The sequence below is a fragment of the Alterluteimonas muca genome, from assembly GCF_021191595.1.
In the GTDB taxonomy this organism is placed as follows: domain Bacteria; phylum Pseudomonadota; class Gammaproteobacteria; order Xanthomonadales; family Xanthomonadaceae; genus Luteimonas; species Luteimonas muca.
Genome location: NZ_JAIWPS010000011.1, coordinates 68,412 through 93,842, shown reverse-complemented (window position 1 = coordinate 93,842; position 25,431 = coordinate 68,412). Strand labels below are relative to the sequence as shown.

General features: G+C 70.5%; 25 protein-coding genes and 1 pseudogene. 17 read left to right on the top strand and 9 right to left on the bottom strand.

The genetic code is table 11. The features are described 5' to 3' along the window. Window positions 1-59: 59 nt before the first annotated feature. On the bottom strand, window positions 60-980 hold the full coding sequence (locus LDO11_RS12785) for a DMT family transporter (protein WP_232141881.1): 921 nt from the start codon (window positions 978-980) through the stop codon (window positions 60-62). A gap of 53 nt (window positions 981-1,033) precedes the next feature. Then, a complete protein-coding gene (locus tag LDO11_RS15870) occupies window positions 1,034-3,211 on the bottom strand; it encodes a GGDEF domain-containing protein (protein WP_232141880.1) in 2,178 nt (725 codons plus the stop codon). A 330-nt stretch (window positions 3,212-3,541) separates the two neighbouring features. On the opposite strand from LDO11_RS15870, the gene LDO11_RS12775 reads away from it, so the two are divergent. The 6 genes from LDO11_RS12775 to LDO11_RS12750 all read left to right on the top strand — a co-directional run bounded on the left by LDO11_RS12775 (window position 3,542) and on the right by LDO11_RS12750 (window position 8,997). Further along, a complete protein-coding gene (locus tag LDO11_RS12775; protein ID WP_232141879.1) occupies window positions 3,542-5,296 on the top strand; it encodes a glutamine--tRNA ligase/YqeY domain fusion protein in 1,755 nt (584 codons plus the stop codon). A 10-nt stretch (window positions 5,297-5,306) separates the two neighbouring features. Continuing rightward, complete coding sequence (locus LDO11_RS12770) at window positions 5,307-5,699, top strand: hypothetical protein (protein WP_232141878.1); 393 nt, start codon at window positions 5,307-5,309, stop codon at window positions 5,697-5,699. Continuing rightward, window positions 5,699-6,259, top strand: a complete 561-nt coding sequence (locus LDO11_RS12765) for a nucleoside deaminase (RefSeq protein ID WP_232141877.1) — start codon at window positions 5,699-5,701, stop codon at window positions 6,257-6,259. The genes LDO11_RS12770 and LDO11_RS12765 overlap by 1 nt, the downstream gene beginning before the upstream one ends. Next, entirely contained in the window at window positions 6,259-7,329 is a 1,071-nt protein-coding gene (rlmM, locus tag LDO11_RS12760) for a 23S rRNA (cytidine(2498)-2'-O)-methyltransferase RlmM (protein WP_232141876.1), read from the top strand. Before LDO11_RS12765 ends, rlmM begins: the two co-directional genes overlap by 1 nt. 175 nt (window positions 7,330-7,504) lie before the next feature. Continuing rightward, window positions 7,505-8,227, top strand: a complete 723-nt coding sequence (locus tag LDO11_RS12755) for a hypothetical protein (RefSeq protein ID WP_232141875.1) — start codon at window positions 7,505-7,507, stop codon at window positions 8,225-8,227. Window positions 8,228-8,379: 152 nt separating this feature from the next. Further along, a complete protein-coding gene (locus LDO11_RS12750) occupies window positions 8,380-8,997 on the top strand; it encodes a trimeric intracellular cation channel family protein (protein WP_232141874.1) in 618 nt (205 codons plus the stop codon). Window positions 8,998-9,016: 19 nt separating this feature from the next. On the opposite strand, the gene LDO11_RS12745 is transcribed toward LDO11_RS12750, so the two are convergent. Both LDO11_RS12745 and ubiH read right to left on the bottom strand, forming a co-directional pair. Further along, window positions 9,017-10,195: an FAD-dependent oxidoreductase gene (locus LDO11_RS12745; protein WP_232141873.1), complete on the bottom strand. Its 1,179-nt coding sequence runs from the start codon at window positions 10,193-10,195 to the stop codon at window positions 9,017-9,019. Beyond that, window positions 10,192-11,400 (bottom strand): 2-octaprenyl-6-methoxyphenyl hydroxylase, encoded by a 1,209-nt coding sequence (gene ubiH, locus LDO11_RS12740; RefSeq protein ID WP_232141872.1) that lies wholly within the window; start codon window positions 11,398-11,400, stop codon window positions 10,192-10,194. The genes LDO11_RS12745 and ubiH overlap by 4 nt, the downstream gene beginning before the upstream one ends. A 99-nt stretch (window positions 11,401-11,499) precedes the next feature. Here ubiH and LDO11_RS12735 point away from each other — a divergent pair, with 99 nt between their 5' ends. The 11 genes and pseudogenes from LDO11_RS12735 to LDO11_RS12685 all read left to right on the top strand — a co-directional run bounded on the left by LDO11_RS12735 (window position 11,500) and on the right by LDO11_RS12685 (window position 21,894). Continuing rightward, window positions 11,500-12,084 (top strand): hypothetical protein, encoded by a 585-nt coding sequence (locus tag LDO11_RS12735; RefSeq protein WP_232141871.1) that lies wholly within the window; start codon window positions 11,500-11,502, stop codon window positions 12,082-12,084. Between the two features lie 11 nt (window positions 12,085-12,095). After that, window positions 12,096-12,650, top strand: coding sequence for a cob(I)yrinic acid a,c-diamide adenosyltransferase (locus LDO11_RS12730; protein ID WP_232141870.1), 555 nt, complete (start codon window positions 12,096-12,098; stop codon window positions 12,648-12,650). Continuing rightward, on the top strand, window positions 12,647-13,573 hold the full coding sequence (locus LDO11_RS12725; protein WP_232141924.1) for a histone deacetylase family protein: 927 nt from the start codon (window positions 12,647-12,649) through the stop codon (window positions 13,571-13,573). The genes LDO11_RS12730 and LDO11_RS12725 overlap by 4 nt, the downstream gene beginning before the upstream one ends. Window positions 13,574-13,691: 118 nt before the next feature. After that, window positions 13,692-16,085, top strand: a complete 2,394-nt coding sequence (gene lptD / locus LDO11_RS12720) for an LPS assembly protein LptD (RefSeq protein ID WP_232141869.1) — start codon at window positions 13,692-13,694, stop codon at window positions 16,083-16,085. Then, on the top strand, window positions 16,082-17,386 hold the full coding sequence (locus LDO11_RS12715) for a peptidylprolyl isomerase (protein WP_343226129.1): 1,305 nt from the start codon (window positions 16,082-16,084) through the stop codon (window positions 17,384-17,386). Before lptD ends, LDO11_RS12715 begins: the two co-directional genes overlap by 4 nt. Before the next feature lie 2 nt (window positions 17,387-17,388). Continuing rightward, window positions 17,389-18,378: a 4-hydroxythreonine-4-phosphate dehydrogenase PdxA gene (gene pdxA / locus LDO11_RS12710; RefSeq protein ID WP_232141868.1), complete on the top strand. Its 990-nt coding sequence runs from the start codon at window positions 17,389-17,391 to the stop codon at window positions 18,376-18,378. Continuing rightward, complete coding sequence (locus LDO11_RS12705; RefSeq protein ID WP_435574646.1) at window positions 18,375-18,731, top strand: tRNA-binding protein; 357 nt, start codon at window positions 18,375-18,377, stop codon at window positions 18,729-18,731. Before pdxA ends, LDO11_RS12705 begins: the two co-directional genes overlap by 4 nt. 2 nt (window positions 18,732-18,733) lie before the next feature. Continuing rightward, complete coding sequence (gene rsmA, locus LDO11_RS12700) at window positions 18,734-19,534, top strand: 16S rRNA (adenine(1518)-N(6)/adenine(1519)-N(6))-dimethyltransferase RsmA (protein ID WP_232141922.1); 801 nt, start codon at window positions 18,734-18,736, stop codon at window positions 19,532-19,534. Window positions 19,535-19,593: 59 nt separating this feature from the next. Continuing rightward, entirely contained in the window at window positions 19,594-19,977 is a 384-nt protein-coding gene (apaG, locus tag LDO11_RS12695) for a Co2+/Mg2+ efflux facilitator ApaG/CorD (RefSeq protein ID WP_232141867.1), read from the top strand. 9 nt (window positions 19,978-19,986) lie between these two features. Then, window positions 19,987-20,957 (top strand): annotated as a pseudogene (locus tag LDO11_RS12690) (symmetrical bis(5'-nucleosyl)-tetraphosphatase). Continuing rightward, window positions 20,944-21,894, top strand: a complete 951-nt coding sequence (locus LDO11_RS12685) for an IS481 family transposase (protein ID WP_232141866.1) — start codon at window positions 20,944-20,946, stop codon at window positions 21,892-21,894. The pseudogene LDO11_RS12690 and the gene LDO11_RS12685 overlap by 14 nt, the downstream one beginning before the upstream one ends. Here LDO11_RS12685 and LDO11_RS12680 read toward each other — a convergent pair. From LDO11_RS12680 to LDO11_RS12660, 5 genes are all read right to left on the bottom strand, one after another. Beyond that, the gene (locus LDO11_RS12680; protein WP_206733314.1) at window positions 21,891-22,412 is read right to left on the bottom strand and encodes a dihydrofolate reductase; all 522 of its coding nucleotides are present in this window, start codon (window positions 22,410-22,412) and stop codon (window positions 21,891-21,893) included. The genes LDO11_RS12685 and LDO11_RS12680 overlap by 4 nt on opposite strands. Next, window positions 22,412-23,206, bottom strand: a complete 795-nt coding sequence (locus LDO11_RS12675) for a thymidylate synthase (RefSeq protein ID WP_232141865.1) — start codon at window positions 23,204-23,206, stop codon at window positions 22,412-22,414. Before LDO11_RS12675 ends, LDO11_RS12680 begins: the two co-directional genes overlap by 1 nt. Window position 23,207: 1 nt before the next feature. Next, complete coding sequence (gene lgt, locus LDO11_RS12670; protein ID WP_232141864.1) at window positions 23,208-24,125, bottom strand: prolipoprotein diacylglyceryl transferase; 918 nt, start codon at window positions 24,123-24,125, stop codon at window positions 23,208-23,210. 66 nt (window positions 24,126-24,191) lie between these two features. Continuing rightward, on the bottom strand, window positions 24,192-24,968 hold the full coding sequence (locus LDO11_RS12665) for a TerC family protein (protein ID WP_232141863.1): 777 nt from the start codon (window positions 24,966-24,968) through the stop codon (window positions 24,192-24,194). 39 nt (window positions 24,969-25,007) lie between these two features. Continuing rightward, on the bottom strand, window positions 25,008-25,385 hold the full coding sequence (locus tag LDO11_RS12660; protein WP_129136598.1) for a diacylglycerol kinase: 378 nt from the start codon (window positions 25,383-25,385) through the stop codon (window positions 25,008-25,010). Window positions 25,386-25,431: the final 46 nt, after the last annotated feature.

Here is a 25,431-nt window from a genome sequence, read left to right as displayed (position 1 = left end):
CGCTCCACGCACGCGGCCCGTCGCCGCACCTGATTGAGTGGGGCGCGGCCGGGCCGGCTTCAAGCCCGGCCCGCCTCGGGTCGGCGCTGGCGCAACCCGGCCAGGAAGATGCCGGCCAGCGTCAACGCCAGGCCCATCCATTCGCGCGGCGAGGTGCCGCGGTCGAGCACCGCGAGGTCGAGCAGGAACGCGCATACCGGCTGCGCCAGCAGCAGCAGGCCGACCACCGCCACCGGCAACTGCTGCATCGCCCGCGAGATCAGGACCCAGCTCAGGCAGTGGCCCACCCCGGCCAGCAACAGCAACCAGCCGAGCGTTGCGAGGTCCGGGATCACGAAGGACACGCCTTCGGCGACGCCGGCCATGCCCAGCAGCACCGCGCACAGCGCCGAGACCACCGCCAGCACCTGGGCGATGGGCGCGCGCCGCTCCGGCGCCAGTGCGCTGCCGGCACGCTGCACATGGCGCAGGCCGATGTTGTACACGGCGTAGCACAGCCCGGTGGCAAGCCCCAGCCACACGCCCCAGCGGTAATCGGCCGGCAGATCCACCCAGTCGCCGCCCAGCAGCAGCCACAGGCCGAAGAACGCCAGCGCGATGCCGGCCACGAAGCGAGGACCGATGCGCTCGCCGAACAGCAGCACGCCGGCCAGCGCCATGAAGAACACCTGCGCATTGGCCAGCAGCGTGGCCAGGCCCGGCCCGACCAGCAGGATGCTGCGATGCCACAGCCACAGGTCGGCGGCGAACGCAGCGGCCGGCAGCAGTGCCAGCACCCACACCGCGCGCGGCAGCGGACGCCAGTCGCCGCGCGCCGCCACCAGCGCACCCAGCATCGCCGCTGCAAACAGCATGCGGTAGAACGCCGAGACCGTCGGCGCGGTGTCGGCCAGCCGCACCATCAGGCCGTTGCTGCCGATCAGCACCGCGCCGGCGAGCATCCAGGCCAGGGCAGTACTGCGGGCGGGGGAGTCCTGCACGGGCGAGAGGCTTCGACGGGCGCCGCAGCGTAGCAGCGGCCCGCGTGCGCCGGTCAGGTGAACACGGCGGGCGCCACCTGCACGCAGTTGCGGCCCAGCCGCTTGGCCGCGTACAGCGCCTTGTCGGCGCGGTCGACGGTGTCCTGCGGCGAGCGCTCGCCATCGCGCCGGGTGGCCAGCCCCACGCTCACCGTGAGTCGCAGGGCCTTGTCCTCCCAGCGCACGTCCAGCTGCTCGACCGCGCTGCGCATGCGCTCGCCGGTGTCGCGCGCGGGCGCGGCGGCGATGCCGGGAAGGATGGCGATGAACTCCTCGCCGCCATAGCGCCCGAACAGCGCGCCCTCACCCACCGCCCTGCGCAATGCCGTAGCCACCGTGCGCAGGCAGTGGTCGCCGGCAACGTGCCCGTGCTGATCGTTGATCGACTTGAAGTGGTCGAGGTCGACCAGGATCACCGAGAGCGGCTGCCCGCCGCGCTCGGCCTCGTTGAAGCTGCGCAGCAGCCACTGGTCGACCGATCGGCGGTTGAGCGACCCGGTCAGGGCGTCCATTTCCGCCGAGCGGCGCAGGTTGGCGGTCACCACGGCCTGTTCCACGTGCAGTTGCGCCAGCCGCGTGAATTCCATCGCCAGCGCCATCTCCTCGGCGCTGAACCCCTCGCTGCCGTCGCGCTGCAGCAGCACCGCGCCCCAGCCGGGCGCGCGCACCTGCAGCGGCAGCAGGGCCTCGGTGCGCGCACCGCGCTCGTCGCCCAGCAGCTCCTGCCGCGGCAGCCCGGCCGTGGCCGCCCGTCGCAGCGGCAGCGCGCGCCGCTCGAGGTCGGCGACCACCTGGTCGCGGCCCGCCGCGGGATGCACCACCATCATCTCCGCACCGTGGAAACCCTGCGCGACCGCCACCGCGGAGCGCACCGGCAGCAGTGGAAGCAGGTGGTCGAACAGCAGCCGGAAGGCGGTCCACTCGATATCGCCGGGGCCGAGCGTGCGCAGGCCGGCCTGCAGCGCATGTGCATAGGCGCCGCGGGCGGCCTCGCGCGCCATCCGCCGTTCGCTGTCGAGCCGCGCCAGGCGGTCGCGGTCGCGCTGGTCGCGGAAGTCGGCGATGCGCGACACCAGGCCCACCGCGAACAGGGTCAGGGTGGTGACCATGCCGGCCTGGAAGGCGAAGCGCGCAAGCAGCGGATTCGCGAGGTTCCAGCCCGGCGAGAACTCGTAGGCCAGCAGTGCCGCATAGGTGAGCACATGCAGTGCCAGCAGCGGCCAGGCCATCGCCAGCCGACGGCGCACCGCCACCGTCATCCACGCCACGCCGGCAATCCCGGTCGCCACCCACAGCGCCAGGGTCGCGGGTCCCAGCAGCTCGTTGAACGCCGGTACGTCGACCAGGCACAGGCCGACCAGCACCAGCGCCGTCCAGCGGAAGGCCGAAAGCGCCTGGCGTGCCCGCGCATGCAGCGTGGCGCCGGCATAGACCTCGAGCAGCCGGGTCCAGGCCAGCAGGAACACCAGGATCAGCGCGTGCACGCCCTGGATCCCCCAGGCACCGAGGAACGACAGCCCGGCGAACCGGTACAGGTGGCCGTTGAGGGCGGCCAGCAACAGCAGAGTGGACAGCGCGCAGGCGAAATAGCCGAGGAATGCGCGGTCGCGGGCGGCGGCATACAGCGACAGCGCCAGCAGGGCCAGCACCAGCAGTACCGCATAGACCGCGGCCGACATCGCCGAGGCGCGCTGCTCGAGCATCACCGCATGGTCTTCGCGCACCAGCAGCGGCAACACGCCGACACGGCCGTCGGCGAACACGTCGAGATCCAGCTCCAGCACCGGCCCCGCCGGCTCGGGTGGCACCGAGCGGAACCCGCCGGGGAACGCCTGCGCCACCCGCGGGCGGAAGAAATCATGCGGCGGCCCGGCCCAGTCGGCGCCGGTGAACTGCAGCCGGTCCACCGGCACGCGCGGCACCCAGACCACCCAGCGGGCATCGCCTTCCATCCTCGGAGGCAGCTCCCAGCGCAGTTGCGCGCGGGTGCCGCCATCGGCGCCGGCCGGCAGCGCCAGATAACCCGAGGACGCACGTGCGCCCTCGACACGCACCACCCCGGCGGGTCGCAGCCCGTCCGACGGGTCTCCACCCAGCCCCACCAGCGCCGATGCCAGCAACAGCAGCAGCGCCGCGAAGCCGAGCGTGGCGACCAGTTCCGGCGACGGCGCCCACCTGCGGGCAGGACTCACCGCACCGTCCCCGACGGCGTGGATCCCTGCACGGTGCCGCCCCCTGCGGTCGCCATGTTCACTTCCCGGATGTGAGTGCCCGATCGGGCTGGACGGCGGATGGTAGGGACAGGAATGTTATGGCCGTCACAAATGCCCGCGCGCCTGGTCCCCACCAGGATGGTTATCGGCAGCACCACTGCCTGCTTTAGCGCCCGGTCGCGCCGCCGGCGTTCCGGGCCCGGGCCAGCCGGGGCCACGGGCCGCGCGCGGCGCGCTCGCCTACACTGTGCGATCCGCGACGGCCGCCCTGCGCCCCGCCCCCGCATCCCCTGTATCCGCCGATCCCAGATGACCGCTGACGCCTCCCCCGATACCGCCACCCCGACCGATGCCCCCCTGCGTCGCGACTTCATCCGCCAGATCGTGCGTGACGACCTCGCCAGCGGCAGGCACAGCGCCATCCGCACCCGCTTCCCGCCGGAGCCCAACGGCTACCTGCATATCGGCCACGCCAAGGCGATCTGCCTGGACTTCGGCATCGCCCAGGAGTTCGGCGGCCGCTGCAACCTGCGCTTCGACGACACCAATCCGGCGAAGGAGGACCCGGAGTTCGTCGCCGCGATCCAGGATGACGTGCGCTGGCTGGGATACGAATGGGCCGACCTGCGCCATGCCTCGGATTACTTCGAGGTCTATTACCTGGCGGCCGAGAAGCTCGTCCGGGACGGCAGGGCGTTCGTCTGCGACCTGTCCGCCGAGCAGGTGCGCGAGTACCGCGGCACGCTCACCGAGCCCGGCCGCCACTCGCCGTTCCGCGACCGCAGCGTCGAGGAGAACCTCGACCTGTTCCGGCGCATGCGCGCCGGCGAGTTCGCCGATGGCGCGCGCACCCTGCGCGCGAAGATCGACATGGCCAGCGGCAACATCAACCTGCGCGACCCGGCGCTGTACCGGATCAAGCACGTGCCGCACCAGAACACCGGCGATGCCTGGCCGATCTACCCGATGTACGACTTCGCCCACGCGCTGGGCGACGCGATCGAGGGCGTCACCCACTCGCTGTGCACGCTGGAATTCGAGGACCACCGCCCGCTGTACGACTGGTGCGTGGACAACGTCGACCTCGCCGGCAACCCGCAACTGCTGGCACCGCTGGCGGCGAAGGGGCTGCCGATCGAAGCCGGCAAGCCGCGCCAGATCGAGTTCTCGCGGCTCAACATCAACTACACGGTGATGAGCAAGCGCAAGCTCACCCAGCTGGTCGCCGATGGTCTGGTCGACGGCTGGGACGACCCACGCATGTACACCCTGCAGGGCCTGCGCCGACGCGGCTATACGCCGGCATCGCTGCGCCTGCTGGTGGAGCGCGTGGGCATCAGCAAGCAGAACTCGGTGATCGACTTCTCGGTGCTGGAAGGCGCGCTGCGCGAGGATCTCGACGCCCACGCGCCGCGGCGCATGGCGGTGCTCGACCCGCTGAAGCTGGTGCTGACCAACCTGCCCGCGGAGCACGAGGAAGCGCTGGCCTTCCCCAACCATCCCAAGGACGAATCGCTCGGCGTGCGCCAGGTGCCGTTCGCAAGCGAGCTGTGGATCGAGCGCGAGGACTTCGCCGAGGTGCCGCCGAAGGGCTGGAAGCGGCTGGTGCCCGGGGGCGAGGTGCGCCTGCGCGGCGCCGGCATCGTGCGCGTCGACGAGGTGGTCAAGGACGACGCCGGCCATGTGGTCGAACTGCGCGGCGCGCTGGATCCGGAATCGCGGCCCGGCATGGAAGGCGCCAACCGCAAGGTCAAGGGCACCATCCACTGGGTCAGCGCGCGCCATGCGGTGGCCGCCGAGGTGCGCCTCTACGATCGCCTGTTCGTGGTCGAGAACCCCGATGACGAGAGCGGCGGGAAGACCTACCGCGACCACATCAACCCGGACTCCATTCGCGAAGTGCGCGCGTGGGTGGAACCCGCCGCCGCGGATGCCGCGCCCGAACAGTCGTTCCAGTTCGAACGCCTCGGCTACTTCGTCGCCGACCGCCATGACCACCGCAGGGACGCGCCGGTGTTCAACCGCAGCGTGACCCTGCGCGACACCTGGGCCGCAAAGGCCTGAGAAACCGACCATGACCTTCCGAATGTTCCACCTGTTCGCGCTGCTGCTCGCGCTGTCGCTCGCGGCATGCGCGGCGCCCACGGCGTCCGGCCCCGAAGCCGAGGCAACGCCTGCGCCCACGCCGGTGGCCGATGACGGCACTGCGGCCGGCGCCGGCCAGGTGCCCACCCTCGACACCAGCTGCAGGGTCGACAGCGACTGCACGGTCAAGGATGTCGGCAACTGCTGCGGCACCTTCCCGGCCTGCGTCAACGTCGACAGCCCGGCCGACCCCCGGGCGGTGATGGCCGAGTGCCAGCGCAGCGGCATGGCCTCGGTATGCGGCTTCCGCGAGATCCAGGCCTGCGCCTGCGTCGCCAGCCGCTGCGAGGCGGTCGACACCGCCGCTCCGGTGGCACGCTGATGCTCTACGCCCAGGTCCACCTCACCCTGCCGGCATGGGTGCACGAGGCGGTCGATACCGGCCGCGCCTACCCCGATGACGACGCCAAGATCGCGCTCGCCATCGACCTCGCGCGCCGCAACGTCGATGCCGCCAGCGGCGGCCCGTTCGGCGCGGCGGTGTTCGGCCCCGGGGACCGCATCGTCTCGGTGGGCGTCAACCGGGTGATGCCGACGAACTGCTCGGTCGCGCATGCGGAAACGATGGCCTTCATGCTCGCCCAGCAGCGCCTGCAGACCCCGCGGCTCAACGCGACGGGCGCGCCGTACACGCTGGCGACTTCCGCCCAACCCTGCTGCCAGTGCTTCGGCGCGGCGGTGTGGGCCGGCATCGACCGGCTGCTGATCGGTGCGCGCGCCGAAGATGTTGAGGCCCTGACGGAGTTCGACGAGGGCCCGCTGCCGGCCGACTGGCCGGAGGAACTGCAGCGGCGCGGCATCGAGGTGGTGCGCGACCTGCGCCGCGACGACGCCCGCGCGGTGCTCGCGGCCTATTCGGCCACTGGCGGAGCACGCTACTGATGGCCGACCTCACCACCCCGGCACTGCTGTGCTATTGCCGCGCCGGCTTCGAGGCCGATCTCGCCGCCGAACTGACCGAGCGCGCCGCGCTGGCCGGGATCGGCGGCTGGGCGCGCGCCGGTCGCGACGAGGGCTACGTGCTGTTCCACGCCGCCGAGGCAGGCGTGCCGCTGGTGCAGGCACTGCCGTTCCGCGAGCTGGTCTTCGCACGCCAGAAGGCCGTGCTGCTGGCCGAGCTGACCGGCCTCGACCCGAAGGACCGCCTCACCCCCGTGCTCGACACCCTGCAGGGCGCCGGGCGTTACGGCGAACTGTGGGTCGAGCATCCCGACTCCGATGCCGGCAAGCCGCTTTCGGCGCTGGCGCGCGCGTTCGGCAACGCGTTGCGGCCCGCACTGCGCAAGCGCGGCTTCCTGACCAACGAAGCCGATCCCACGCGCTCGCGCCTGCATGTGTGCCTGCTGGGCGGCGACCACCTGATGCTGGCGCGCAGCCAGCCAGGCGACAGCGCCGTGTGGCCGCAGGGCATCCCGCGCCTGCGCCTGCTCGGCGAAGCGCCATCGCGCTCGGCGCTGAAGCTGGAAGAGGCACTGATGGTGCTGCTGACGCCGCGCGAGCGCGAAACGCTGATCAAGCCGGGCATGCGCGCCACCGACCTCGGCGCCGCGCCGGGCGGCTGGACCTGGGTGCTGACCCGCGAACACATGCGCGTCACCGCGATCGACAACGGCCCGCTGCAGGCCGCGCTGCACGACACCGGCCTGGTCGACCACCAGCGCGCCGACGCCTTCCGCTGGCAGCCCGACACGCCGCAGGACTGGATGGTCTGCGACATGGTCGAGCAGCCGCGGCGGGTGGCCGAACGCATGGCGACCTGGTTCCGCGAAGGCTGGTGCCGGCACGCGGTGTTCAACCTCAAGCTGCCGATGAAGAAGCGCTGGAACGAGACCCGGCTGAGCCTGGACCTGTTCACCGACCAGGCCCAGGTGCCGCTGACCCTGCGCGCGCGCCAGCTCTACCACGACCGCGAGGAGATCACGGTCTTCGCCAGCGCGGGGGCCGGCGGCTGATCCGGCACCCGGCGGGCATCGCCCGGGGATCGGGACAGGCCTGACGGGAAGTGTCGTTTGCAGGTGCAGGCGGCGGCTTCGGATGGCACCGCCGAAACGCGACCGCCGGCACGTGCGGTCTCGGCCACTGCAACCGGGTGCTGGCATGCTGGCGTCCTCGCTGGAGGACCTCCGCATGCAACCGCTTGAACTCAACGACCCCGCGGCGTTCGGCCGCGAATTCCTGCGCCAGACGCAGCTGCAGGGCTTCGGCTCGCTGACCAAGCGCGACCTCGAACTGCTGATGTTCGTGCTGCTGGAACGCGATGGCGCGATCGACCGCGCGGCATCCAACCACGCCGCCGCGGCGCAGCTGCGCGTCACCCCGGCACGGCTGAAGGCCCTGCGCCGCGACGGCTATGCGCGCTGGCGGCAGCTCGCCGAGGAAGCGCCGGCCGACGCGCTTCCGCGCATCCTCACCACGGTGCTCAGCGCCGAGAACCTGCGCGCCGGTGCACGGCATGTCAGCGAACGTGCACGCCGCGACGGATTCCTCGCCGTGCGCGTCGAGCATCCCGACGATCTCGCGCGTTTCGAGCAGGCGATCCTCGATGTCGGCGCATTGCCGGTCTACGAACGCAACCGCGAGGTGGTGGCGGTGCGTTTCGACACCCTGCTGCGGCTGGCCGAACAGCACGGCCACCTGCAGCCCGACCCGCAGGCGGTGGCACGCGAACTGCAGAAGCTGGCACCGGCCGCGGACGAAGTGGCCGACCTGCTGCGCAAGGACATCGACAAGCTGCGCTGGGACGACGTGCGCAACGCCCTCAATGCACTCGGCGCCCGCGCGGTCGCGGGCACGCTGGAGGGCGGCGTGCACCGGCTGCTGGCGCTGGCGTTTCCCTTCCTCGGGCGCTGAGCAGCACCCCGGGCAGGCCCGGTTGCGCGGTGCCCGTCACGCTCGTGCGCCGGCCACGCCACTGCGGCGCCTCGCGACCCACGCGCGGTGGCCGCGCCGACCGGGCCGCAACGCCGCACGTATGATCCGGGCTCCGGTCATGACGCGGCGCCATGGAACGTTTCCTGCTCATCCTCGACTTCATCGGCACCTTCGCCTTCGCGATCAGTGGCGCGACCATCGGCGTGCGCCATCGCCTGGACCTGTTCGGCGTGCTGGTGCTGGCGTTCGCCACCGCCACCTTCGGCGGCATCATGCGCGACGTGCTGATCGGCGCGACGCCTGCCGCGCTGGCGGACTGGACCTACCTGACGCTTGCCTGCATCGCCGGGCTGATCACCTTCTACCGCCACGGCCTGGTCGAACGCCTGCGCAACCCGGTGCAGCTGTTCGATGCGGCAGGGCTGGCACTGTTCGCGGTGGTGGGTGCCAGCAAGGCGCTGGCGTTCGGGCTGTCGCCCTTCGCGGCGGTGCTGCTGGGCATGGTCAGCGGCATCGGCGGCGGCATGGCGCGCGACGTGCTCGTGGCGCGGGTACCGGTGGTGCTGCAGGCCGACCTGTACGCGGTTGCGGCCCTGGCAGCGGCGGCGTTGGTGGTGGTCGGCCACCGGCTCGACCTGTCGGAGGAGTGGACGCTGCCGGCCGGCATCCTGCTGTGTTTCGGCCTGCGCTACATGGCGATCCGCCACGGCTGGCGGCTGCCGGAAGCGCGTCCGCACGACCCCGGCTGACGTCGCGGGGCCACCGTGGCTACGTGCCGCTCGCGTGCCGCCACAGCGCGCGCGCCAGCGGCGGAAGGCGCCCGGCCAGGCCGAGCGCGTGCCCGCGCAACAGCGTCGGCAACAGGGCATCGTTGGAATACGCACGGTTGATGCCGTCGAAGCTCCATGCCGCCAGCGTGTCCTCGCTGCGCCGCCGCCGGGCCCAGCGCCGCAGCCGGTGCGGCGAGGCCCAGTCGACGCCGCGCGCACGTGCGGATGCCACCGCATCGGCCAATGCGGCCACATCGCGCAGGCCGAGGTTCACGCCCTGCCCGGCCAGCGGGTGCACGACATGCGCCGCGTCGCCCACCAGCAGGATGCGGCCGTCCAGCAGGGTGTCGGCCAGCTGCCGCCGCAGCGGGAATGCCGCGCGCGCCGTCAGCGGGCGTGCGGCGCCCAGGCGCGCATCGAAGGCCCGGGTGAGCGCTTCGCCGAACTGCACATCATCGAGCGCCAGCACGTGCTGCGCCTCGTCCTCGGGCAGGCTCCATACGATCGAACTGCTGCCGTCGCCGCAGGGCAGGAAGGCCAGTGGACCGCCGGGCAGGAAACGCTGCCATGCGGTGTCCTCGTGGGACAGCTCCGTCGCCACGTAGCCCACCACGCCGCGCTGCCGGTAGTCGTGGCGGGTGATGCCGATGCCGGCGAGCCGGCGCAGCGCCGAGGCCGCGCCATCGGCGGCGACCGCGATGCGCGCGGCCACGCGGCCGCCATCGGCGAGACGCAGCTGCACCCAGTCGTCGTCATGGTCGAAGGCCTGGAGTTCCGCCGGGCAGCGCACCTCGACGCCCGCGGCCGGCAGTGCCGCCCACAGCCGGTCGATCAGCAGGCCGTTCTCGATGATCCAGCCCAGCGATTCGCGCCCGTAACGGTCCGCATCGAAGCAGAGCTCGTCGCCGGCCGCGGCGTCCCACACCCGCATCCGCCGGTACGGGTGCGCGCGTGCCCGGCGCACGCCGTCCCACACGCCCAGACGCTCGAACAGCGCGGCATTGTCCGGAGCGAACGCGAACACGCGCAGGTCCGGCCGGTCGCGCTGCCAGGCCGCCGGCGCACGCGCTTCGAGCAGCACCGTGTCGAGGCCGGCCCGCGCCAGCGCCAGTGCGCAGGCAGCGCCGACCACGCCGCCGCCGACCACGGCCACGTCGTGGCGATGCCGGCAGCTCATGGCGCGCTCCTGCGGCACAGCGCCGGGACCTCGCCGCGGTAGCCCATCGCCCCACCCGCAAGCTGCGCCTGCAGCCCGCTGTCGGCGTCGAGCGCCAGCAGGCCGAGGCTGCGCAGCGGCCGTATCATGGCCGAGGGGTTCGAAGTCAGCCGCGCCAGGCCATCGGAGAACGCCAGCGTGCGTCCGCGATCCTCGTGCCGGCGATGCGCGTATGTCTGCAGCACCCGCTCGGCCCCGGCGTCACCGGGATGTGCGGCAATCGCCTCGGCCAGCACCAGCGCATCGCGCAGGCCGAGGTTGAACCCCTGCGCACCGATCGGATGCAGCGTCTGCGCGGCATTGCCGACCAGCGCCGCGCGCGGGGCAATGATCGCTTCCGCGACCACGCGCTGCAGCGGATAGGCGCTACGTGGGCCGACTTCGAGCAGGCGCCCGGCGCGCCAGCCGATCACGTCCTGGACGCGCGCGAGAAACGCGGCGTCGTCAAGGCCGAGCACCGCATCGGCATCCGCAGTGGGTACGCCGTGGACGAGGCCGTAATGGCCATCCCCACGCGGCAGCAGCGCGGTCGGGCCATGGTCGGTGAGCCGCTCCCAGGCGATCCCGTGCGGGCCGCGTGCAGCGCGCACGCGCGCCACCAGCAGGGTCTGGTCGTAGTCGTGCAGCGTGGTACCAATGCCCAGCGCATCGCGCACGCCGCTGCGGGTGCCATCGGCGCCGACCAGCAGGCGGCTGCGCAGGAGGTGCTCGCCGCCTTCGGCCTCGATGCGCACCGTGCAACCGTCCGCATCGGCACGCGCGCCCAGGAAACGTGCCGGCCGGTAACGGCGGAGCCGGGTCAGCGTCGCCAGCCGCGCCTCCAGTGCCTCGCCGAAATCACGCGCCACCACCACCTGCCCGAATGTCTGCCGCCCGTAATCGGCAGCCCGCATGCGCACGCGGCCGAAGTCGCCCTTGCGGCTTGCGTGGATCTCGCGGATCGCACCGGTCGGTGCGCGCAGGTGGCGCATCACGTCGAGCGCGGTGAGGGCGTTGACGCTGGCATCGGCCAGGCTCAGGTTGCGCTGGTCGAACACCGGCGGCAGCGCGCCTGGCGGCGTGACCTCGACCAGGCCGACATCGAGGTCGAGGCGATCCAGTGCGATGGCGAGGCTGGCGCCGACCAGGCCGCCCCCCACCACCAGGACATCGTGGGATGCATTCATGCGCGGATGATACGGATTCCCCCGCAACGCCGGCAGGCGCGAAAGCGCAGCCATCGCCGCTCGGCTAGAATGCCCGCGCTGAACCACCGGAAGCCGCCGATGAACGCCACCACCCGCCCCATCCAGATCTTCGCCGTGCTCGCCCTCGCGCTGGCCGCCACCCGCGTCCACCACTTCGCGGCGGTGCCCGATGCCTCGTGGGCGGTGTTCTTCCTCGGCGGCGTGTACCTGCGCGCGCAGGCGCGCTGGGCATTCCCGGTACTGATGGCGCTGTCGGTGGCGGTGGATGCCGCAGTCATCACCGGCATGGGCCTGGATTTCTGGGGCCACTACTGCGTGTCCCCTGCGTACGCCTGCCTGCTCGGCGCCTACTTCGCCCTCTGGGCCGGTGGCAGCTGGGTCGCGCGGCGCCCGATCGCCCTTGACCTTGCCACCGCAGGCCGCGTTGCGCTGGCGGTGGTGGTGTCGGCGGCCGTGTGCCAGCTGATCGCGCAGGGCAGCTTCTTCTGGATCAGTGCATCGGTCGCCGAGCCGACCCTTGCCGGCTGGTGGAAGAACTACAGCGACTGGCTGCCGGCCTACATGGGCACGATGGCGCTGTACGTCGCGATCGCCGCGGTCGTGCACGCGGTAGCCCTGCAGCTGGCGCCTGCCGCCGCGCTGCGCGGCGACCGCGCCGCCTGAGCCGGCCGTCGATGGGCAACCGCCTTTCGAAGATCTACACCCGCACCGGTGACGACGGCACCACCGGTCTGGGCGACGGCAGCCGCACCCGCAAGGATTCGGCGCGCGTCAACGCCTACGGCACGGTGGACGAGGCCAACTCCGCCATCGGGCTGCTGCTGGCGTCGGACCTGCCCGACGATGTGCGCGACCTGCTCACCGCGATCCAGCACCAGTTGTTCGATCTCGGCGGCGAGCTGTGCATCCCCGGCCATGCCGCCATCTCCGACGAGGACGTGGACCGGCTCGAGGCCCACCTCGACCACCACAACGCCGACCTGCCGCCGCTGAAGGATTTCATCCTCCCCGGCGGTGGCGAAGCCGCCGCGCGCTGCCACCTGGCGCGCACCATCGTGCGCCGCGCCGAGCGCGAGACGGTCACCCTGTCGTGCACCGAAGCCGTGCGCCCGCAGGCGGTGCGTTACCTCAACCGCCTGTCCGACCTCCTGTTCGTGCTTGCCCGGGTGCTGGCACGCGCCAGCGGCCACGGCGAAGTGCTGTGGCGGCACGAACGCCGCGCACGTTGAACCCGGCGGTCTATACGCACGCCGCCTGCCTCGGCCACGACACCGGCCCGGGCCATCCCGAGTCATCGCAGCGCCTGGGCACGGTCATCCAGGCCCTGCGCTCGGAACTCCCCGACCTCGACTGGCGCGAGGCGCCGCGTGCCAGCCGCGGCCAGCTGCTGCGCGTGCATGACGGCGAACTGCTGGAGGCGGTCCTCGAACAGGCGCCCACCACCCAGGTGCATCTCGACCCCGACACCGTGATGTCACCGGCGTCCGGTGAGGCCGCGCTGCGCGCCGCGGGTGCCGGGGTGGCCGCCGTCGATGCGGTGATGCAGGACGATGTGGCGACCGCGTTCTGCGCGGTACGCCCGCCGGGCCATCACGCCACCGGTGGCCAGGCGATGGGCTTCTGCCTGTTCAACAACGTGGCAGTGGCCGCCGCGCATGCGATCGAACGGCACGGGCTGACCCGGGTGGCGATCGTCGACTTCGATGTCCACCACGGCAACGGCACCCAGTCGATCTTCGAGGCCGACGCGCGGGTGCTCTACATGAGCTCGCACCAGCTCGGGCTGTTCCCCCACAGCGGTGGCCGCCGCGAGCGCGGCGTCGGCAACATCCTCAACCTGCCGTTGCCGCCCGGCACCGGCAGCCGCATGTTCCAGGAAGCCTGGGTGGAACGCATGCTGCCGGAGCTGGAAGCGTTCCGTCCGCAGCTGGTGCTGATATCGGCGGGCTTCGATGCCCACTGGCGTGACCCGCTGGCGCAGATGCAGCTGGCCGCCGACGACTTCGCATGGCTGACCGGCGAACTGTGCGCGATCGCCGGCCAGCACGCCGCCGGGCGCGTGGTGTCGATGCTCGAGGGTGGATACGACCTGCAGGCGCTGCGCGAGTGCGCGGTCGCCCATGTGCGTGCCCTGGGTGACGCCATACGCTGACACTACGTTCAGCAGCGCCGATCGCCGCGGCGCAGTGGCCCTGATTGCGGCGGCGTCGCGTTGCCGCTGCGCATGGGATGCGGCATTCTGGCGACCGTTTGCCCCCCGGATTTTTCGCGTGCGCCCAGCCCTCCGCCTGCTTCCCCTGCCGTTGTGCATCGCGTTCTCGCTCAGCGCCATGGCCGAGGAGCGGCCCGAAGACTGGCGGCTGTGCCCGCTCGAGGATGCGGTGCCGGTGTTTCCGGACGCGCCGCCGCCGATCGGCACCTCGGCCGACCGCGAGGACATGTCGACCGAGATCGGCGGCGATGCGCTGTCTGGCATCTACGGCAACGAAACACGCCTGCGCGGCAACGCCACCCTGCAGCGCGGCGACCAGTTCCTTGCCACCGACAGCCTCGACTTCAACCAGGAAACCGGCGAGTACGTGGCCGAGGGCAGTGTCCGCTACCAGGACTCGGGCATGCGCATCGTCGCCGAGCGCCTGCGCGGCAACCAGGGCACCGACACCCACGAGATCGAGAACGTCAGCTACCAGCTGATCGAACGGCGCGGCAACGGCGGTGCCGATCGCGCCGAACTGGTCGGCGACGTCGGCTCGCTGTACGGCTCCACCTATTCCACCTGCCCGCCCGGCGACCGCCACTGGGAACTGCGCGCGCGGCAGATCGATGTCGACATCGAAACCGGCTGGGGCACGGCGCGTGGCGCCTCTCTGCACCTGGGCCGGTTTCCGATCCTGTACATGCCGTACTTCAAGTTCCCCGTCGACGACCGCCGCAAGACCGGCCTGCTGTACCCGGCGATCGGCTATTCCGGGCGCAACGGCTTCGACTACGCGCAGCCGATCTACCTCAACCTGGCGCCGAACTACGACATGACGCTGGAGCCGCGCTACATGGCACGGCGCGGCGCACTGCTGGGCACCGAGTTCCGCTACCTCACCCGCAACGGCGGCGGGCAGCTGAACTTCGAATACCTGCCTTCGGACAAGCTTACCGAGCGCGACCGCCAGCGCGAGATCGACGAAGGCATCCCGGAGGAGAACCGCCGCGAGGAAGACCGCGGCATGTTCCACCACTCCAACAGCCACCGCTTCAACGGTACCTGGTACACCAGCACCAACCTCAACTGGATCAGCGACCCGCGTTACCTCGAGGACATGAGCAACAGTCTCACCTCGCAGTCGCCGCTCACGATCACCAGCAGCACCGGCATCTTCGGCCGCGGCCGTTACTGGGATGCAGGCCTGATGGCCGACTACAACCTGCTGTCGGACTACACGCTGACCGAGGCACTGATGCCCTACAACCGGCTGCCGCGTCTGTTCGGCAACTGGGAGCAGCCGCTGCGGCCATGGCTGGTCGCCGGCCTCAACATCGATGCCACCCGCTTCGAGCACACCAGCGATGCGACTTACGGTGACGGAGCCGGGGTGCGCCCGGGAGGCAGTCGCCTCGACGCCAAACCGTTCGTGACCCTGCCGTTCGAGGGCGCCGCCTGGTTCGTGCGGCCGACGCTCGCCTACCGCTATACCCGCTACCAGCTCGACGACGACTTGGCCAACCAGATCGGGGCAGCCATCGGCCAGCCGGCCGAACGCGCACCCAGCCGCAGCCTGCCGATTGCCAGCGTCGACGCCGGGCTGTTCTTCGACCGCGAAACGATGTTCCGCGGCGACAGCTACGTGCATACGCTCGAGCCGCGGCTGTTCTATCTGCGCACGCCCTACCGCAACCAGGACAACCTGCCGGTGTTCGACACCGGCTCCATGACCTTCAGCTGGGGCCAGCTGTTCCGCGACAACCGCTTCTCCGGCGCCGACCGCCAGGCCGACGCCAACCAGATGACCGTGGCGCTCACCACGCGGCTGATCCGCGAATCCGACGGCCAGGAAAAGCTGTCGGCCAGCATCGGCCAGATCCGCTACTTCGACGACCTGCGGGTGTGGCTCAACCCGAATGCACCGCCGGTGGAATCCGGCGAGTCCTCCTGGGTGGCCGAAGGCGCCTATGCGATCAACGACCGCTGGAGCGTCAACGCCGCCTACCAGTGGGATCCACGCGATCGCCGCGACGACCTCGTCAGCATCCGCTCCCGCTACCTGGTCGGCGACGACGGCATCGTCAACCTCGGCTACCGCTACCGCCGCGACCTGCTCGAGCAGGCGGACTTCTCCTTCCTGTATCCGATCAACGCCACCTGGAGCGTGGTCGGCCGCTATTACTACTCGCTGCAGGACCGCCAGCTGCTGGAAGGCATCGCCGGCCTGCAGTGGGACAGCTGCTGCGTGAGCGTGCGCCTGGTGGGCCGCCGTTACGTGCGCAACCGCCTCGGCGAGATGAACGACGCCATCCAGCTGGAAGTTGAACTGAAGGGGCTGAGCTCGCTTGGCGCCAACACGGAGGACCGTTTGCGCCGTGCTATTCTCGGTTATTACCGAGACGACCTCTATCTCGTCCCGCCGTCCGACCTGATCGGCGAGCCTGTCGAAACCGACCCCCTGCCATGAACAAGACCCTCCTGTCCCTGCTGGCGGCCGCGCTGCTGGCTGCTTCCCCCATCCACGCGCAGGACATCGTGCCGCTCGAGCGCATCGCCGCCGTCGTGGACGAGGACGTCATCCTGCAGAGCGAACTCGACCGCGCGGTTGCCAACGTGCTTGCGCAGTATTCGGGCCGCGACGACCAGCTGCCGCCGCGCGAGATCCTCGAGCGCCAGGTGCTCGAGCGCCTGGTGCTGGTGCGCCTGCAGACTGCGCGCGCCGGCCAGATGGGGGTGCGCGTGAGCGACGCCGAGGTCGACGGTGCCGTCGGCATGATTGCCCAGCAGAACGGTTTCACCCCGGACCAGCTGCGCCAGCAGCTCGCCGCCGACGGCCTGTCGTTCGACGAATTCCGCAACTCGCTGCGCGAGGAGCTGATGGTGCAGCGGCTGCGCCAGCGTTTCGCGCAGACCCGCATCGTGGTCAGCGACGCCGAGGTGGACGCGGCGCTCGCAGGCGACGCGGTCAACCGCCAGTACCAGCTCGCCCACATCCTCGTCGCCCTGCCCGACGGCGCGACGCCGGAACAGATCAGCACCGCCGAAGAGAAGATCGAAGGCATCAAGGCGCTGATCGACCGTGGCGAGATGGCGTTCCAGGCGGCTGCGGTGCGCTACTCCGACAGCCCCAATGCGCTCGAGGGCGGCAGCCTCGGCTGGCGCTCGCTCGACGAGATCCCCACCGCGTTCTCCGGGGCCGTGCAATCGATGCAGCCGGGCGAGGTGCTGGGCCCGATGCGCGGCCCGAGCGGCTTCCAGCTGCTGCAGCTGGTGGAAGTGCGCGACGCCCAGAATGCCGGCAGCGTCACCCAGTACCAGGCGCGCCACATCCTGATCCGCAGCGGCGGTGACGTCAGCGACGACCAGGCCCGCGCGCGTGCGCAGACCCTGCGCGCCCGTGCCGTCGGCGGCGCCGATTTCGCAGAACTGGCCCGCGAGCACACGGACGATCCGTCCTCGCGTGAGCGCGGCGGCGACCTCGGCTGGTTCACCATCGACCAGTTCGGCCCGGACTTCGGCGCACAGGTCGCCGGGATCGAGGACGGCGCGATCAGCGAACCGTTCAAGACCCAGGCCGGCTGGCACGTCGTGCAGCGCGTCGGCACCCGCCAGGCCGCGGCCGACGACGCGAACCGTCGCGCCCAGGTCCGCGAGGCGATCGGCCAGCGCAAACTGGAAGACGAGTGGAACCGCTTCCTGCGCGAGATCCGCGGCGAGGCCTTCGTCGACGTGCGCGGCACCTCCGCGCCGGCGGGCAGCGGCGGCTGAGGATGCGGCGTCCCCGGCTCGCGCTGGTCCCGGGTGAACCGGCCGGCGTCGGGCCGGAACTGTGCGTCGCGGCACTCGCCCGCGAGTGGGATGCCGACCTCGTGGTCTTCGGCGATGGCGACACCCTGCGCCGCGCGGCCGAAGCCACCGGCCAGCCCATCCCGGAACTGATTCCGCATGACGCGCCGGCCGACGTGCCCGGGGTGCGCCTGGTCGAGTATCGCAATGCACGCCCGGCGCGCTTCGGCGAGGCCGACCCGGCCAACGCGCGCGCGGTGATCGCTGCGCTGACCGCGGCCGCCGATGCCTGCCTGTCGGGTGCCTGCGACGGCCTGGTCACCGGGCCCGTGCACAAGGCGGCCATCAACGACGGCGGCATTGCCTACACCGGCACCACCGAACTGCTGGCACGCCATGCCGGCTGCGAGGTGGTGATGATGCTGGCCAACGACATCGTCCGCGTGGCACTGGCGACCACCCACCTGCCGCTGCGCGCTGTCTCCGACGCCATCGACGCGACACTGCTCGAACGCGTGCTGCGGATCCTGCACACCGCGCTGCGCCGCGACTTCGGCCACCCGCACCCGGTCATCGCGGTCCTGGGCCTGAACCCGCATGCCGGCGAGGACGGTCACCTCGGCCGCGAGGAACTCGACGTCATCGCACCGTTGCTGGCGCGCCTGCGCGCCGCGGACGGCTTCGACCTGCGCGGTCCGCTGCCGGCCGATACCGCCTTCCTGCCGGCACGGCTTGCGCAGTTCGACGCGGTGCTTGCGATGTACCACGACCAGGGCCTGCCGGTGCTGAAGTACAGCGGCTTCGAGCAGGCGGTCAACCTCACCCTCGGCCTGCCCTACCCGCGCGTGGCGGTCGACCATGGCACCGCGCTTGATCTGGCCGGACGCGGCACTGCCGATCCGTCGAGCCTGTTTGCGGCCATTGCCACCTGCGCGCAGCTGGCGGGGCGCCACACCGCGGACGCACGTGCATGACGGAACCCGCAGCAATGCCGACGATCGGCTGGGACGACTTCGAACGCGTGGACCTGCGCGTGGGCCGCGTGCTCAGCGCGCGCGTGTTCGCGGAGGCGCGCAAACCCGCCTACGTGCTCGACGTGGACTTCGGCCCCGAGATCGGCGTGCGCAAGTCCAGCGCGCAGATCACCGATCTGTACACGCCGGATTCGCTGGTCGGCCGACTGGTCGTGGCGGTGGTGAACTTTCCGCCACGGCAGATCGGCCCACTGATGTCGCAATGCCTGGTCACCGGCTTCCACGACGCGCAGGGCCGGGTGGCCCTGTGCGTGCCGGATGCCGACGTCCCTCCTGGAACCCGCCTGCTGTGAGCATCGACACCACCGACACCGGCTTCGGCCGCGCCAAGAAGGCGCTGGGCCAGCATTTCCTCCACGAGCGCGGCGTCATCGACCGCATCGTGCACGCGATCGACCCGAAGCCCGGCGAGCGCATCGTCGAGATCGGTCCCGGCCAGGGCGCGCTGACTTTTCCGCTGCTGCGCGCGCATGGCGCGCTCACGGTGATCGAATTCGACCGCGACCTGATCGCGCCGCTGACCGCGGCCGCCGCGCCCATCGGTGAGCTGTCGATCGTGCATCGCGATGTGCTCAAGGTCGACTTCAGCGAACTCGCCGGCGCGGGTGGCACGCTGCGGCTGGTCGGCAACCTGCCCTACAACATCTCCTCGCCGATCCTGTTCCACGCGCTCGACCATGCCGAAGCCATCATCGACATGCACTTCATGCTGCAGAAGGAAGTGGTCGACCGCATGGCCGCCGGGCCGGGCAGCAAGGTGTACGGCCGGCTGAGCGTGATGCTGCAGGCCTGGTGCGAGGTAACCCCGCTGTTCACCGTGGGGCCCGGCGCGTTCCGGCCGCCACCGAAAGTCGACTCGGCGGTGGTGCGGCTGGTGCCCAGGCCGCCCGCGAGCGTGCCGATCGACGATCGCGCACGCTTCGCGGCGATCGTGCGTGCCGCGTTCGGCCAGCGTCGCAAGACCCTGCGCAATGCGCTGGGCGGGCTGCTGTCCGCGGATGCGATCGCGTCGGCCGGCATCGCGCCCGGGCAGCGTGCGGAGCAGCTCGAGGTCGTCGACTTCATCGCGCTGTCGAAGGTCCCCGCGGACGCATAACACCGCATGAGGGCAACGCCTCACCCGCTCTTTGCGGCTGCGGGCGATACACTGTGCGCATGGACGAGAGACCGGACTACACGCTGGAAATCCAGATCGCGACGCAGTTCCTCGACGAGGAATCCGAGCCGGACCACGACCGTTACGTGTTCGCCTACACGATCCGCATCCGCAACCTCGGCCGTCGTGCGGCGCAGCTGGTATCGCGCCACTGGATCATCACCGACGGCAACGGCAAGGTCGACGAGGTGGATGGCGAAGGCGTGGTCGGCGAGCAGCCGCTGATCGAGCCGGGCGAACAGTTCGAGTACACCTCCGGCGCGGTGCTCGAGACCGCGGTCGGCAGCATGCAGGGCCGTTACGACATGGTCGGCGAGGACGGTACGCACTTCGATGCGCCGATCCCGCCGTTCACGCTGTCCGTCCCGCGAACGTTGCACTAGGCCGCGCGCATGGCGGTCTGGGCAATCGGCGACCTGCAGGGCTGCTACGGTCCCACGCAGCGACTCCTGGAGAAGCTCCGCTTCGATCCGGCGGTCGACCGGCTGTGGTTCTGCGGCGACCTGGTCAACCGCGGCGGCGAGTCGCTGGAAACGCTGCGGCTGGTGCATTCGCTGCGCGGGTCGGCCACCGTGGTACTCGGCAACCATGACCTCTCGCTGTTGGCGATCGGCGGCCGTGACGAGGCGCAGCAGCGCCGGGTCAACCCGGACCTGCAGCGGGTGCTGTTCGCGCCCGACCGCGACGATCTGCTGGACTGGCTGCGCGGCTGCCCGCTGGTGCATGCCGACCGCGAGCTCGGCTGGATGATGGTGCACGCCGGGCTCGCGCCCAGGTGGACCACCCGCGACGCCGAAGCGCACGCCGCCGAAGTGCACGAGCGCCTGCGCGGTTCCGGGCATCGCAAGGTGCTGCGCCATATGTATGGCGACAAGCCGGCATGGTCGCCGGGGCTGCGTGGCGTGGACCGCGACCGCGCGATCATCAACGTGTTCACACGCATGCGTTACTGCACCCCGCGTGGACGCATCGCGTTCGAGGAGAAGGGTGCGCCCGGCACGCAGGCCGCGGGCCTGTATCCGTGGTACGAGGTGCCGGGCCGCGCCGAACGCGACCTCAAGCTGGTCTGCGGGCACTGGTCCACGCTCGGCCTCTTCATCGGCCATGGCGTGCACGCGATCGATACCGGTGCGGTCTGGGGCGGGCGGCTCACGGCCCTGCAGCTCGATACCGACGAGCTGCGCGTGGTGCAGGTGCCCGGTCGTGATGTGCCCGAGGGCGAGCGCCGCGGCTGAGGCCCGGGGCTCGCGGAACGGGCCGGCCTAGCTGTGATCTCTCAGTAGGTTGTTCATCCGGGGTGATCCCGGAAGACTGGAGGTGCGAATCAGCCACCCCTCCAGGAGCCCCGGATGAACCTGCATAAACATGCCCGTCTTACGCCTCGCGGTCGAGCCCTTCTGGTGGAGCGGGTGATCGACCAAGGCCTGCGGGTCGAGGAAGCTGCGCACGCGGCGGGCGTGAGCGTCAGGACCGCATACAAGTGGCTGCGCCGCTTTCGCGAGGAAGGCTGGGCCGGCTTGGATGATCGGTCATCGCGACCGCATCGGTGCCCGCATGCCACACCGCCATCGGTGGCCGCAGAGGTGACCGCTCTGCGTCGTCAGCGTCAGACCTACCGCCAGATCTCATTGGCTTTGCCTGTCGGCCTCAGCACCATTGCCCGGCTGATGCGCCGCGCCGGGCTGCACCGGCTGGCCGAGCTTGAGCCGGCGCGCCCGGATAACCGCTACGAGTATCACCAGGCCGGGGACCTGCTGCATCTGGACATCAAGAAGCTGGGCCGCTTCTGGCGCCCTGGCCATCGGGTCACGGGCGATCGCCAAGGCGCGTCCGAGGGCGCAGGCTGGGAGTTCGTCCACCTTGCCATCGACGATCACTCACGGGTCGCCTTCGGCACCATCGAAGGCGATGAGCGCGGATCCAGCGCTTGCCGCGCACTGCTTCAAGCCTTGCGCTACTACCGCGGTCTGGGAGTCACTTTCACCCGGGTGATGACCGACAACGGTGCCTGCTACAAGTCCCGGCGCTTCCGCCGGCTCCTGCGCCGCCTGGGCCTGCGCCATCTGCGCACGCGACCCTACACCCCGCGTACCAACGGCAAGGCCGAACGCCTGGTCCAGACCGCTTTGCGCGAATGGGCCTATGCCTGTTCCTACGACAGCTCGGAGCAGCGCCGGCACGCTCTTCCTCGCTGGCTGCACCAGTACAACTGGCACCGGCCGCACGCCAGCCTTGGCTACCAACCCCCAATCAGCCGCATCCAGCTTCCACTGAACAACGTCCTGGGTTTACACACCTAGCCGGCGTCGGGTGCGTGGTCGACGACGCGCGTGTAGTCGACGAAGTCGAACGGCAGTGCATGTCGGGCATCGGCCGGATGATGCTCGACCGGCCCCGCGATCCAGCCGCCGTCATCCCATTCCGGGAAGAACGCGTCGGCGCTTTCCGCCTCCGTATCCACATGGGTGAGGTGGAGCACGTCGGCCAGCGGCAGGGTCAGTGCGTAGATCTCGCCGCCCCCGATCACGCACAGCTCCGGAACGTCCAGGGCGAGGGCGTCATCGAGCGTGCCGATCGCGCGCATGCCGTCGAATGGCACCTGGCCGCTGCGGGTCAGCACCAGGTTGTCGCGGCCAGGCAGCGCACGCCCCAGCGATTCCGCGGTGCGTCGCCCCATCAGCACCGGCTTGCCGAGGGTAATCCGCTTGAACCGCCTCAGATCGTCCGGCAGGTGCCAGGGCATCGCGTTGTCGCGGCCGATGGCACGCCGGCGGTCCAGCGCCGCCACCAGGCTGATGCGTGGGCGGCCGGCTGCCATCAGACCGCCACGGGCGCCCGGATCGCCGGATGCGGGTGGTAGTCGACCACTTCGATGTCGTCGTATCCGAACGCGAACAGGTCGGTCACGTCCGGATTGAGCCGCAGGCGCGGCAGTGGCAGCGGCTCACGGGAGAGCTGCTCGCGTGCCTGTTCGTAATGGTTCGAATACAGGTGCGCGTCGCCCAGGGTATGCACGAAGTCACCGACGCCCAGCCCGGTCACCTGCGCGACCATGTGCGTGAGCAGTGCATAGCTTGCGATGTTGAACGGCACGCCGAGGAAGATGTCGCCGCTGCGCTGGTAGAGCTGGCAGCTGAGCTTCCCATCCACCACGTAGAACTGGAACAGCGCATGGCAGGGTTGCAGCGCCATCGCCGGCAGGTCGGCAACGTTCCAGGCACTGACCACCAGCCTGCGCGAATCCGGGTTGCGGCGGATCTCGTCGACCACCCAGCGGATCTGGTCGATCTCGCCACCGCGGCCATCGTCCCAGCGCCGCCACTGCTTGCCATACACCGGGCCGAGCTCGCCATCGGCATCGGCCCATTCGTCCCAGATGCCGACCCGGTTGTCGCGCAGGTAACCGATGTTGGTCTCGCCCTTCAGGAACCACAGCAGCTCATGGATGATCGAGCGCAGGTGCAGCTTCTTGGTGGTGACCAGCGGGAACCCCGCGGTGAGGTCGAAGCGCATCTGCCAGCCGAACACGCTGCGCGTGCCGGTGCCGGTGCGGTCCGACTTCTCAGCACCGTGCTCGAGCACATGCCGCAGCAGATCGAGATAGGCGCGCATGTCAGCGCGTCTCCGCTGGCGCGGGTGCCGGCTGCGGTTCGAGCACCGGTGCCGTGCGTGACCTCCAGAACAGGAACAGGCCGAGCGCGATCAACGGCAGGCTCAGCACCTGGCCCATCGTCAGCCAGCCGAACGCGAGGTAGCCCAGCTGCGCATCCGGCTCGCGGACGAACTCGACGATGAAGCGGAACACGCCATAGCCCAGCGCGAAGCTGCCCGACACCGCGTAACGGCGGCGCGGCTTCATCGAATAGATCCACACGATCGCGAACAGCACCACGCCCTCGAGGACGGCCTGGTAGAGCTGCGACGGGTGTCGCGCGTAGGTGTCGAGTGCACCACTGGCATGCAGCGCCCGCAGTGACTCGAGGTCCATGCTCCAGAACGGCTGCGGCAGTGACTTCGGAAACACCACGCCCCAGCTGCCATCGGTCTGCCGGCCCCAGAGCTCGCCACCGATCCAGTTGCCGATGCGACCCACGCCCAGCCCCAGCGGCACCAGCGGCGCACCGAAATCCATCACGTCGAAGAAGTGCAGCCGCTGCCGGCGTGCCCACAGCCACGCCGCCAGCAGCACGCCCAGCAGGCCGCCGTGGAAACTCATGCCGCCTTCCCAGGGCCGCAGCAGCATCGACGGGTCGGCGATGAAATCACCGAACGCATAGAACAGCACATAGCCGACGCGCCCACCGAGGATCACGCCGAACATGCAGTAGAACAGCAGGTCGCCGAAGGCGTTGTTGTCGACACCGGGCAGCCGGCCGGCACGGATCCGCGCGCGCCCCAGCAGCCACGCGCTGGCGAAGGCGACGAGGTACATCAGCCCGTACCAGTGCACCTGCGGGTGGAACTGGCGGCCGAACAGCTCGAACGCCGGCAGCGAGAAGGCCACGGGATCGATCTGGTGCAGGATCGTCATCGGACTGCGGCTCCTGGGCTCATGCGCGCGCGACCGGCGACGCCGGCCGCGAAATCATCCCCACCGTCAACGCGGCATCGGATGGCGCGGCTCGTCGACCGGCGGCACCACCCGGCCCTGGTTGCGCATGGTGTTGCGCTTGGCCCACAGGTTGAGGATCTCGACGAACGCCGAGAAGCCCATCGCACCGTAGATATAGCCCTTCGGGATATGCAGGCCGAAACCGTCGAAGGTGAGGTACACGCCGATCAGCACGATGAAGGCAAGCGCCAGCATCTTCACCGTCGGGTTGGCATCGATGAAGCGGCCCAGCGGCTGCGCGGCCAGCAGCATCACCGCCACCGCGATCAGGATCGCCGCCACCATCACCGGCACGTAGTCGCCGGCCATGCCGACCGCCGCGATCACCGAATCCAGCGAGAACACGATGTCGATCACCGCGATCTGCGCGATCACCGAGCCGAACGAGGCCGTTGCCGCGCCCGCCGCGCTCACATCGCCGTGCTCCTCGCCCTTGAGCTGCTCGCGGATCTCCATCGCGCCCTTCACGATGAGGAACAGGCCGCCGAGGATCAGGATCAGGTCGCGTACCGAGACGCCACGACCGAACAGTTCGAACAGCGGATCGGTCAACCGCGCCAGCCACGCCAGCGTCAGCAGCAGGCCCACGCGGGTGATGCAGGCCACCGCGATGCCGAACTTGCGCGCGAATTCGCGCCGTTCGATCGGCAGCTTGCCCACCGCGATCGAAATGAACACCAGGTTGTCGATGCCGAGCACGATCTCGATCGCGGCCAGCGTCACCAGCAGGATCCACACCTGCGGGTCGGTCAACAGTTCCATCATCGTCTTGGTCGCCTCAGTCGATCCGGCCGGGGCCGGTCAGAACCAGCGCGGGAGCAGGATCAGCCCCCACACCAGCAGTACGTTCAGCATCGCCACGAACACCGCGGCCGATCCCATGTCCTTGGCCCGCCCGGCCAGCGCGTGCCACTCCCCACCGAAGCGCTCGATCACCGCCTCGATCGCGGAGTTCAGCAGCTCCACCGTGAGCACCAGCAGACAGCTTCCCAGCAGCAGCGCGCGCTCCACCCCGTCGGCGCCCAGCCAGATCGCCAGCGGAGCCAGCACCACCAGCAGGCACACTTCCAGCCGGAACGACGATTCGTGCAGCCATGCCGCGCGCAGGCCCTGCACCGACCATACCGTCGCCTTCCACATCCTTGCCGGGCCGCGCGGCCAGTGTCCGGTGCCGTCCATCGCTCACGCGGGATCCCGCGGCGCCGGGCCGGTGGGAACGGACCGC

Excerpts from the sequence above, each read along its gene's own strand:
- LDO11_RS12775 (WP_232141879.1), top strand. The coding sequence starts at position 3,542 with ATGACCGCTGACGCCTCCCCCGATACCGCCACCCCGACCGATGCCCCC.
- LDO11_RS12770 (WP_232141878.1), top strand. The coding sequence starts at position 5,307 with ATGACCTTCCGAATGTTCCACCTGTTCGCGCTGCTGCTCGCGCTGTCG.
- LDO11_RS12765 (WP_232141877.1), top strand. The coding sequence starts at position 5,699 with ATGCTCTACGCCCAGGTCCACCTCACCCTGCCGGCATGGGTGCACGAG.
- rlmM (WP_232141876.1), top strand. The coding sequence starts at position 6,259 with ATGGCCGACCTCACCACCCCGGCACTGCTGTGCTATTGCCGCGCCGGC.
- LDO11_RS12755 (WP_232141875.1), top strand. The coding sequence starts at position 7,505 with ATGCAACCGCTTGAACTCAACGACCCCGCGGCGTTCGGCCGCGAATTC.
- LDO11_RS12750 (WP_232141874.1), top strand. The coding sequence starts at position 8,380 with ATGGAACGTTTCCTGCTCATCCTCGACTTCATCGGCACCTTCGCCTTC.
- LDO11_RS12745 (WP_232141873.1), bottom strand. The coding sequence starts at position 10,195 with ATGAGCTGCCGGCATCGCCACGACGTGGCCGTGGTCGGCGGCGGCGTG.
- ubiH (WP_232141872.1), bottom strand. The coding sequence starts at position 11,400 with ATGAATGCATCCCACGATGTCCTGGTGGTGGGGGGCGGCCTGGTCGGC.
- LDO11_RS12735 (WP_232141871.1), top strand. The coding sequence starts at position 11,500 with ATGAACGCCACCACCCGCCCCATCCAGATCTTCGCCGTGCTCGCCCTC.
- LDO11_RS12730 (WP_232141870.1), top strand. The coding sequence starts at position 12,096 with ATGGGCAACCGCCTTTCGAAGATCTACACCCGCACCGGTGACGACGGC.
- LDO11_RS12715 (WP_343226129.1), top strand. The coding sequence starts at position 16,082 with ATGAACAAGACCCTCCTGTCCCTGCTGGCGGCCGCGCTGCTGGCTGCT.
- pdxA (WP_232141868.1), top strand. The coding sequence starts at position 17,389 with ATGCGGCGTCCCCGGCTCGCGCTGGTCCCGGGTGAACCGGCCGGCGTC.
- LDO11_RS12705 (WP_435574646.1), top strand. The coding sequence starts at position 18,375 with ATGACGGAACCCGCAGCAATGCCGACGATCGGCTGGGACGACTTCGAA.
- apaG (WP_232141867.1), top strand. The coding sequence starts at position 19,594 with ATGGACGAGAGACCGGACTACACGCTGGAAATCCAGATCGCGACGCAG.
- LDO11_RS12685 (WP_232141866.1), top strand. The coding sequence starts at position 20,944 with ATGAACCTGCATAAACATGCCCGTCTTACGCCTCGCGGTCGAGCCCTT.
- LDO11_RS12680 (WP_206733314.1), bottom strand. The coding sequence starts at position 22,412 with ATGGCAGCCGGCCGCCCACGCATCAGCCTGGTGGCGGCGCTGGACCGC.
- LDO11_RS12675 (WP_232141865.1), bottom strand. The coding sequence starts at position 23,206 with ATGCGCGCCTATCTCGATCTGCTGCGGCATGTGCTCGAGCACGGTGCT.
- lgt (WP_232141864.1), bottom strand. The coding sequence starts at position 24,125 with ATGACGATCCTGCACCAGATCGATCCCGTGGCCTTCTCGCTGCCGGCG.
- LDO11_RS12665 (WP_232141863.1), bottom strand. The coding sequence starts at position 24,968 with ATGGAACTGTTGACCGACCCGCAGGTGTGGATCCTGCTGGTGACGCTG.
- LDO11_RS12660 (WP_129136598.1), bottom strand. The coding sequence starts at position 25,385 with ATGGACGGCACCGGACACTGGCCGCGCGGCCCGGCAAGGATGTGGAAG.